This is a genomic window from Streptomyces phyllanthi (assembly GCF_009377205.1).
GTDB lineage: Bacteria > Actinomycetota > Actinomycetes > Streptomycetales > Streptomycetaceae > Streptomyces > Streptomyces phyllanthi.
In genome coordinates this window covers 1-8,506 of the sequence record NZ_VJZE01000405.1, presented here as the reverse complement: position 1 = coordinate 8,506, position 8,506 = coordinate 1, and the positions used below count along the sequence as shown (strand labels likewise).

Here is an 8,506-nt window from a genome sequence, read left to right as displayed (position 1 = left end):
GGTGGGACGTACTCCGGTACCGAGGTGCCCGTGTCCGGCACGTCTGAGGAGGTGTCCCCGGACTCCTCCGCGTGCCGGGCCTCCGCCTCGGCCCGACGTCGCTGCAGGCGCTCTCCCCATGCGGACAGTCCGGCGCCGATCCGGCCGAGCCACCCTGGCACTCGTGACATGATCCGTCCTCTTCCCCCGTTGCGCCCCACCACTCCCTCCGGAGTCGTCGGCTCGACCGTACATGGCGTGAGCCCCTCACCAAAGGACGGTGAGGGGCTCACGAGGGCTGAGCAGCGGTACGGCCATACGGCTCGGACCAGGGGTCAGTACCAGTTGTTGGCCTGCCAGAAGTTCCAGGCGCCGCACGGGCTGCCGTAGCGCTCGTTCATGTAGTTCAGGCCCCACTTGATCTGGGTGGCCGGGTTCGTCGCCCAGTCGGCGCCGGCGGAGGCCATCTTCGAGCCCGGCAGCGCCTGCACGAGACCGTAGGCGTCGGAAGTGGGGTTGTCGGCCCGGTAGTTCCAGCTCGACTCGTGGTCCACGATGTTGCTGAAGCAGGTGAACTGGCCGGCCGGGACGATCTGCCGCGCCATCTCCTGGACTTCAGCGATGGTGTACGACGCCTGGACCGGGAAGCTGGAGGCGTCCCGCGTGGCGGAACGGCTGGCGGCCTCCTCCTTGGCCTTGCGGTCGGCCTCGGCCTTCTCCGCGGCCTTCTGCTTGGCGACCGCGTCCGAGGCGGCCTTCTTGCGGGCCGTCTCCTCGGCGTCCTTGCGGGCGCTGTTGTCCGCGGCGACGGCCTGTGCGTCGGCCTGCTGCGTCAGGGACGCGGTCTGCACCTGGGCCTGCTGGCCCATGGGTATGTCCGAGAGGAGGGTCGCGTCGCTTGCTGTCGTCTCGGCGTCGACATTCTGCGCGGTGCTGCCCGAGGCAACTCCGACGACGCTTCCGACAGCGGTGACCGCGGTGGCCGAGGCCACTGCGAATCCCCGGACCGAAATCCGGCTCACACGGTTTCCTTCCAGCATCGTCCGCTTCGGTGACCCTGGCGGACGCAATCGTGCCCCTGGCACTGGCCTCCCACCTACGGGGTCACGGAGGCACGGGCCCGGTGGACAACTCCCTCGCGAGGAGCGCCGCGTGGTGACTCGGGCGGCATACGACATCGCTATGGAGTTAACCGTGGTGCTTCTGTTGTTCCGTACCGCTGGGGGTACCGGTGTGCCGTATGCGGGGCCTGACAGAAGTGAGACTCTGCCGTAACCCGACACCGCAAGGCAATTCCCCGTTGCGTGTGAAAGCTCACACCCAGTTTGCCCCCAGGGATTTGAGGAAAGCCGCACACGCCGAGGCGCCGCCCAGCTAGGCTCATCGCCTTTGCTGGACGGCGCCAACCCGTGAGTAGCTAACCGAAGTTGAGCATTCCGGTCAGATCTGTCCGTCCTCCAGCATTTCGGTCACAAGGGCTGCGATCTGGGACCTTTCGGACCGCGTCAGGGTGACATGCGCGAACAGCGGATGCCCCTTCAGCTTCTCGACCACGGCCACGACACCGTCGTACCGGCCGACCCGCAGATTGTCCCGCTGGGCCACGTCATGAGTGAGAACCACCCGCGAATTCGCGCCGATTCGGGACAGAACGGTCAGAAGAACGTTTCGCTCCAGGGACTGCGCCTCATCCACGATCACGAACGCGTCGTGCAGCGAGCGGCCGCGGATATGGGTGAGCGGGAGCACCTCCAGCATCCCGCGCGCGGTGACCTCCTCGATGACCTCGCGGGACGTGACCGCCGAGAGCGTGTCGAAGACCGCCTGCGCCCAGGGGCTCATCTTCTCGGCCTCGCTGCCGGGCAGGTAGCCGAGCTCCTGACCGCCCACCGCGTACAGCGGCCGGAAGACCATGACCTTCTGGTGCTGACGCCGCTCCAGAACCGCTTCCAGGCCCGCGCACAGAGCGAGCGCCGACTTGCCGGTGCCGGCCCGGCCGCCCATGGACACGATGCCCACGTCCGGGTCGAGCAGCAGGTCGAGCGCGACACGCTGCTCGGCGCTGCGGCCCTTGATGCCGAACGCCTCCCGGTCCCCTCGTACGAGGCGGATGTTGCCCTCGGGGCTCACCCGTCCCAGTGCCTTGCCGCGCTCGGACTGGATCGTCAGGCCCGTGTGCACGGGGAGGTCGGCCACCTCGGGGCAAAAGACGGTGCCTTCCTCGAAGAGGATGTCCACCTGCTCGCCCGCAAGGGTGAGTTCGGACATTCCGGTCCAGCCGGAGGCATCCGTGATCGCGAGCTCCGCGCGGTACTCCTCGGCCAGGAGACCGACGGAGGACGCCTTGATCCTGAGCGGGAGGTCCTTCGAGACGACGGTGACGTCGTACCCCTCGGCCTGCAGATTGCGGGCGACCGCGAGGATGCGGGAGTCGTTGTCCCCCAGGCGGTAGCCGGTCGGCAGGACGCTGGGGTCCGAGTGGTTGAGCTCGACACGGATCGTTCCCCCGAGGTCCCCGATCGGGATGGGGGCGTCGAGGCGACCGTGCCGCACCCGGAACTCGTCGAGCAGGCGCAGGGCCTGCCGGGCGAAGTAGCCGAGTTCGGGATGGTGCCGCTTGGCCTCCAGCTCTGTGACCACGACGATCGGCAGCACGACTTCGTGCTCGTCGAAGCGGTTCAGGGCGTTCGGGTCGGCCAGCAGGACGCTGGTGTCGAGAACGTAGGTGCGCCGGTCTGGCTTGTGGCGCTTTGTGCTGGTCACCACGGAAGGACGTACCCCCTCGGATGAGGTCGGGGAGCGACGAAGAGGAACTGGACCGGTCGATGGCACCGTTGCACGGGCCGAGGACCGGCCCTGAGCTTCTTCGTCCGTGCGATGACCACACGGTCGGGCTGGTGCAAAGGGCCTCCCGGGCGGACGGCCCCGTGCCGCCCGCTGAGATCCGACACCCGTGGTTCGGGCGTCGACCTGACTGGCTTATGCCCTCGAACATGCGCCGCCATGCCACGCCTCGCAACGGCGCGCTGGTGAACTCCTCGTTACTTCCGCCCCAGCCAGGGCCGTATGACCCGGAGGAGAGTGCGGAGGCTCAGCCTCCGTAACGCCGGTGTCTTGCGGCGTAGTCACGCAGGGCGCGCAGGAAGTCGACCTTGCGGAAGGCCGGCCAGAAAACCTCGCAGAAGTAGTACTCCGAATGAGCGGTCTGCCACAGCATGAACCCCGACAGGCGCTGTTCGCCGCTGGTGCGGATGACGAGGTCCGGGTCGGGCTGGTCACCGGTGTAGAGGTGCCTGCCGATCATGTCGACGTCGACGGACTCGGCGAGCTCCTCCATCGACACGCCCCTCTCGCGGGCGTCGAGGACCATCGAGCGCACGGCGTCGGCGATCTCCTGGCGTCCGCCGTAGCCGATGGCGACGTTGACCAGTATCCCGTCGACGTGCGCGGTGGTCTCCTCGGCCTCCTTCAGGGCGGTCTGCAGCTGCCCGGGGAGCTGGTCGAGGGTGCCCACGTGGTGGACCCGCCAGCGGCCGTCGGCGGCGAGGGAGCGTACGACGTCCTCGATGATCCCGAAGAGCGGGACCAGCTCCTCCTGCGGCCTGCCGAAGTTGTCGGTGGAGAACAGCCAGAGGGTGACGACCTCGACGTCCGTCTCGGAGCACCAGCCGAGGAACTCCTCGATCTTGTGCGCCCCCGCCCGGTGGCCCTGCGCCGTGGTGGAGCCCGCGGCCTTCGCCCAGCGCCGGTTGCCGTCCATGATCACGCCGATGTGCTTGGGCACCTGGTCGTGGTCGAGGTGGCCTTCCACCCTGCGTGCGTAGACCCTGACCAGCAGGCGGCGCAGGTTGTCGCGCAGGTTCACGTGTTAGTCAGCCCCTCCGTGGCGAATGCGGTCCCCTGAGCGAAAGCCTAGCCGCTGCCCCCAAGAGCGTCCGACGAGGGGGCCGCTGGGACTGCTGGGGGGCCGCCGCCAGGGGGTGGAGCCGCGCGGGACACCGGAGCCCCCGTGCCCTTCCGGCGGGTGCCCCTCGCGGGCACAAAAAAACGGGCCGGTCCGTGGGGGGGAGACGGACCGGCCCGAGGGGGGGTTTCCACCATAACCCTTCGTAAGTGATGCTGCGTGCATTGGCGCCGAATTACTACTCTCCGAAATCGGCTGACAACGCGCGGGCGGCCGCGGAAGCGTTCGTTCAGGGGGTGACGGTGGCCGGATCGCAGCGCATTCCAAGGCAATCGGGTGACATCCGGAGGGATCCAGGGGTTTTGCGTCCACTCGTGGGACGTGGGGCGACACGTTCCGCCCCGCCCCGCACGGGTGAACCGCTCGGGGAACGCACGCTTGACGCCATCCGCTAACTTCGCGGTCATGGCCACGTTCACGACGCCGGAGACGGCCGGTCCGGTGCCGTTGGAGCTCGCGGAGTCGGCGCGGGACCGGAGGCGCGGACTGCTGGGGCGCGACGGGATCGACGGCGCGCTGTTGCTGAGCCCGGCGAGCGCGGTGCACACGCTGGGGATGCGGTTCACGGTCGACGTCGCCTACCTGGACCGGACGTTCACGGTGATCTCGGTGCGGACGATGCCTCCGGGGCGGGTGGGGCTGCCGCGTTTCCGCGCCCGGTACGTCCTGGAGGCGGAGGCCGGGTCCCTGGAGCGGTGGGGTGTACGGCGCGGAGCGAGAGTCGTCGTACGGGACTGGTGAGGGCCACCGGCCTGATCGGCACGGCACCGCGCAGCCCCCTCCTCTGCGCGGTACCTCCCGCGCAGCTTTGCTCACGCGAATTACCTTGGTCTGAACTTAGCCCGGAGCCCAGCACCCAGGCGAGCCGCAGCCGATAACGATGTGGACACTGCAAGGGCTTGACCTGGGCAAACTTGGACATTCAGGGCGGACCGCGAAGGTGTGGTGCTCTCGCGGCGCGCGGACAGCGGTCAGGTTCTGTCCTCTTTCCGCCCTGGCGTCGTCCCATGACCGCGTGCTGCTGGTCGACGGGACGGTCGCCGGGGTGTGGCACCAACGGCGCCGGGGGCGGCGTACGGCGGTGACCGTGGAACCGTTGAGGCGGCTGACGGCAGCGCGGGAGCGGGAGTTGGTCGAGCGGGTCGAGCGGGTCGAGCGGGTCGGGGAGGTGCTGGAGGCTCGGGCCGAGTTGGCGATCGGGAAGGTGACCGTGGGGCCGCACGCGTGAGGGCGGCCCAGTCCAGGGCGGTAGCCGTGCGGCCGCCCTGGACTGGGCCGTGGTCGCTGTCGGTGGTCCGCCGGAGCACGGGGGCCGGGGCTCCGTACCGTCAGCGGGCGGGCTTGCGGGCCTCGAAGAGGTGTCGGGTGCTGTGGGCCACGAAGGGGCCCTCCGCCTCGATCCGCTCGTGCAGCGCGAGAAGCCTGGGCCGGTACGCGTCGACGGTGAATCCGGGCACCATCCACACGACCTTGCGCAGGAAGTGCACGACGGCGCCGATGTCGAAGAACTCCACCCGCAGCCGCTCCGCACGCAGGTCGACGATCTCCAGCCCGGCGGCCTCGGCGTCCGCGCGCTCGCGGTCGGGGTGGCGGTCGCTGCTCTGCTCCTCCGGCTGCGGACCGAGGAAGTACTCGACGACCTCGAAGACGCTGCGGGGGCCCACGTGCTGGGCGAAGTACGTGCCGCCCGGCCTGAGGACGCGCACGATCTCGTCCCACCGCGGGCTGACCGGGTGACGGCTGGTGACCAGGTCGAACGCCTCGTTCGCGAACGGCAGCGGGGCGTCCTCCGGGCAGGCGACGACCACGGCGCCGCGCGGGTGGAGGAGGGCGGTGGCCCTCGCCGCGTTCGGGGGCCAGCCCTCGGTGGCGACGGTGAGGGGGGCGAACGCCGGGGCGGAGGCCAGGACCTCCCCTCCCCCGGTCTGGAGGTCGAGCGCCGCGGAGGCGCGGGCGATCCGCTCGGCCATCGACCGCGCGTACCCCCACGAGGGCCGCTCCTCCGTGGCCCGGCCCTCGAACCAGGAGAAGTCCCAGCCCTCCGTCGGGGCGCTCTCGGCCTCGGTGACGAGGTCCTCGAAGGTGCGACGAGGGTGGTCGCCTGTGTCGGGGGCGCGGTGGGGGTGGTCGGCGGCGGACATGAGGGGATCCTCGCAAGGCGGAAGGCGGGGCGCGACCGGTTTTCCCGGGGCGGGGACTTCCAACAGCGGCGGCTGACGTGCGGTTTCGGCCGTCCGTCAGGGGACGAGAGGACGCACCTCGGTCGCCACGAAGCGCACGAAGCCCTCCGGGTCCGGTTCGTCCGCGGTCGGCTGGAGGATCACCGTGTCGGCGCCCGCCTCCGCCAGGCGCTCCACGGCCTTCGCGACGGCGCCCGCGTCACCGGCGACCCCGAGGTCGGGGACCGAGACCAGTCCCTCGGCCTCCAGTTCGGCCCGGAGGCGGGCGGTGGCGTCCGGGCCGGTCGCCCTGGTCGCGGTCGTCGCCCTGGTCGCGGTCGTCGCCGTCGTCGCGTCGGTCGCCGTGAGGAGGTAGACGACCACCTTGTGGGGGTCGGTGCGGCCGGCCGACTCCCGCCCCTCGTCGATGAGCCGGCGGGCCCGGCGTACGCCCTCCGGGGGCGTACCCGCGTGGAGGACCGTGCCGCTCGCCGCCTCGCCGGAGAGCCGCAGGGTGCGCGGTCCGGTCGCCCCGGCCAGGACCTCCACCCCGGCCTCCGGGGGCCAGTCGAGCGCCACGTCGTCCAGCTTCACGTACCGGCCGTCGGTCGTGATCCGCTCCCCGTCGAGCAGCGCGCGCAGGGCCAGCAGGTGCTCGCGCAGCAGCGTCAGCGGTGACTCGGCCCGGGCGCCGACCTGTCCCATCCAGTCCTGCACCCCGTGTCCGACGGCCAGGATCGCCCGCCCCGGGAACAGGCGGTGCAGCGTGGCGGCCTCCATCGCGGTGACGGCGACGTTCCGCAACGGAACGGGCAGCAGCCCGACCCCCACCCGCACCCGCTCCGTCCACGCTAGGGCGGCGGCCGCGGTCGAGATGCCTCCCTCCAGGAAACAGTCCTCCCAGAGCCAGAGCTCCTCCAGGCCGGCCTGGTCGGCGAGGCGGGCGATCGCACGCAGCCTCTCGGGAGGCAGTTGGGGCCGGAAGACAGCGCCGAGTCCAGTCATGGGGACTTCCTACCCACGGCCACGGGACCCGTACAACAGCATTACCGGTCCAGCCGCCTTACACGTCGGCTATGCCTCGGCGGAGTCGGATCGCTCGTAGCGCAGCATGACGACCCCGTTGCTGAACCGCCAGTTCTCGACCAGCCGCAGGGCCCTTCTGGTGTCGGACTCCGGGAACAGCGGTCTGCCTCTGCCGAGGATGACCGGGTGGACGTAGATCCGGTACTCGTCGACCAGGTCGTGCCGCATGAACTCGGCGGAGAGGTCGGCGCCACCGAGGGCCAGGTCGCCGCCTTCCTGTGCCTTGAGCGCCCGGATGTCCTCGACGACGACGTCCCGCACGATCGTCGTGTGCCACTGGGCGTGCTGAAGGGTCCGCGAGAACACGATCTTCGGCATGTTCCGCCAGATCCCCGCGAAGTCGGCCATGGGTCCGCTGCTGTTCGGATCACGGTCGGCGGTGGGCCAGAAGTCCGCCATGAGTTCGTACGTCACACGCCCGCTGAGGAAGGCGCCCATCTCCCTGAGCTCCTGGTTGAAGTGGGTGTGCAGCTCCTCGTCGACCAGGTGCCAGTCGATCTCGCGGTTCGGGCCCTCGAAGTAGCCGTCGAGGGACACGGACATCATCAGGATGATCTTTCTCATGGCGGCTCCTGGTTCCCGCGCGGCCGTAAGGCGCTCGTCGCTCGTCGCTCGTGTACGTACGCAGTCGTGGCATCAGCATCGCGCGATCCGGCCTGCCGTACGGGGACGCCACCCCGTCCGGCAGGCCCTCGGGCACCTCCGTGAACGGCGCCGGATCCCGGCGGTCGCGGTGGTTCCGGTGGTTCCGGTTACCCCGGCGGTCGCGGCTGTCCCGGCTGTCCCGGCTGTCCCGGCTGTCCCGGCTGTCCCGGCTGCAGTACCGTCCGGCATTCGGGGCAGGCGCAGGCCGGGTACGCGGTCATCGGCGGGGGCGCGGCCACGCGGTCGCCGGTCCAGGTACGGACCGCGCAACGCTCCCGGCTGGTGGTGCCGTCGACTCCGGCTGTGTAGACGCGGATCGTCATGCGGGATGCTCGCAGGGTGGCGTCGATCAGAGCGAGGGGATCCTGCTGCGGCGCGTAGTGCCGGGCGCATTCCGCGCAGGCGTAGACGTGGAAGCCGGGCCCGGTGGCCGCGTGGACCTCGTGGACCACGACCGGGCTGTCGGTGGTGCGCTCGCAGCGGGCGCACATGCGGATCATCGGGCGGCCCCCACGCGGACTCCGTGGATGTGGCTCGGGCCCGTGTCGGTGCCGAGGGCGGCGAGGCAGAGTGCGCGACGGCGTGCGCGTTGGTGGCGGCGCTCGTGCGGGGTGAGGACGTAGGGGCGGACGAGGGCGGAGGCGGCGCCGTCGAGACGTTCGGTGAAGCGGGG

The 8,506-nt window shown here is 70.5% G+C and carries 8 protein-coding genes and 1 pseudogene; 2 read left to right on the top strand and 7 right to left on the bottom strand.

Annotated elements, in window-relative coordinates:
• Window positions 1-314: 314 nt before the first annotated feature.
• The 3 genes from FNH04_RS35975 to FNH04_RS35960 form a co-directional block, all read right to left on the bottom strand.
• Window positions 315-1,001 carry an aggregation-promoting factor C-terminal-like domain-containing protein gene (locus tag FNH04_RS35975; protein ID WP_322724813.1) on the bottom strand — a complete coding sequence of 229 codons (687 nt, stop codon included), beginning with the start codon at window positions 999-1,001 and terminating at the stop codon, window positions 315-317.
• Between the two features lie 418 nt (window positions 1,002-1,419).
• On the bottom strand, window positions 1,420-2,745 hold the full coding sequence (locus FNH04_RS35970) for a PhoH family protein (protein ID WP_322724812.1): 1,326 nt from the start codon (window positions 2,743-2,745) through the stop codon (window positions 1,420-1,422).
• A 325-nt stretch (window positions 2,746-3,070) separates the two neighbouring features.
• The gene (locus tag FNH04_RS35960; RefSeq protein WP_322724810.1) at window positions 3,071-3,844 is read right to left on the bottom strand and encodes an isoprenyl transferase; all 774 of its coding nucleotides are present in this window, start codon (window positions 3,842-3,844) and stop codon (window positions 3,071-3,073) included.
• 504 nt (window positions 3,845-4,348) lie between these two features.
• On the opposite strand from FNH04_RS35960, the gene FNH04_RS35955 reads away from it, so the two are divergent.
• Both FNH04_RS35955 and FNH04_RS35950 read left to right on the top strand, forming a co-directional pair.
• A complete protein-coding gene (locus FNH04_RS35955; RefSeq protein ID WP_152790041.1) occupies window positions 4,349-4,684 on the top strand; it encodes a DUF192 domain-containing protein in 336 nt (111 codons plus the stop codon).
• 274 nt (window positions 4,685-4,958) lie between these two features.
• Window positions 4,959-5,171, top strand: a pseudogene (locus tag FNH04_RS35950) (DNA glycosylase AlkZ-like family protein); the annotation flags it as partial.
• Window positions 5,172-5,271: 100 nt separating this feature from the next.
• On the opposite strand, the gene FNH04_RS35945 reads toward FNH04_RS35950, so the two are convergent.
• The 4 genes from FNH04_RS35945 to FNH04_RS46865 form a co-directional block, all read right to left on the bottom strand.
• Window positions 5,272-6,084: a class I SAM-dependent methyltransferase gene (locus tag FNH04_RS35945; RefSeq protein ID WP_152790040.1), complete on the bottom strand. Its 813-nt coding sequence runs from the start codon at window positions 6,082-6,084 to the stop codon at window positions 5,272-5,274.
• 96 nt (window positions 6,085-6,180) lie between these two features.
• A complete protein-coding gene (locus FNH04_RS35940; RefSeq protein ID WP_152790039.1) occupies window positions 6,181-7,107 on the bottom strand; it encodes an LLM class flavin-dependent oxidoreductase in 927 nt (308 codons plus the stop codon).
• A 69-nt stretch (window positions 7,108-7,176) separates the two neighbouring features.
• On the bottom strand, window positions 7,177-7,752 hold the full coding sequence (locus tag FNH04_RS35935; protein WP_152790038.1) for a dihydrofolate reductase family protein: 576 nt from the start codon (window positions 7,750-7,752) through the stop codon (window positions 7,177-7,179).
• Between the two features lie 188 nt (window positions 7,753-7,940).
• Window positions 7,941-8,333, bottom strand: a complete 393-nt coding sequence (locus tag FNH04_RS46865; protein ID WP_194236920.1) for a hypothetical protein — start codon at window positions 8,331-8,333, stop codon at window positions 7,941-7,943.
• Window positions 8,334-8,506 lie beyond the last annotated feature (173 nt).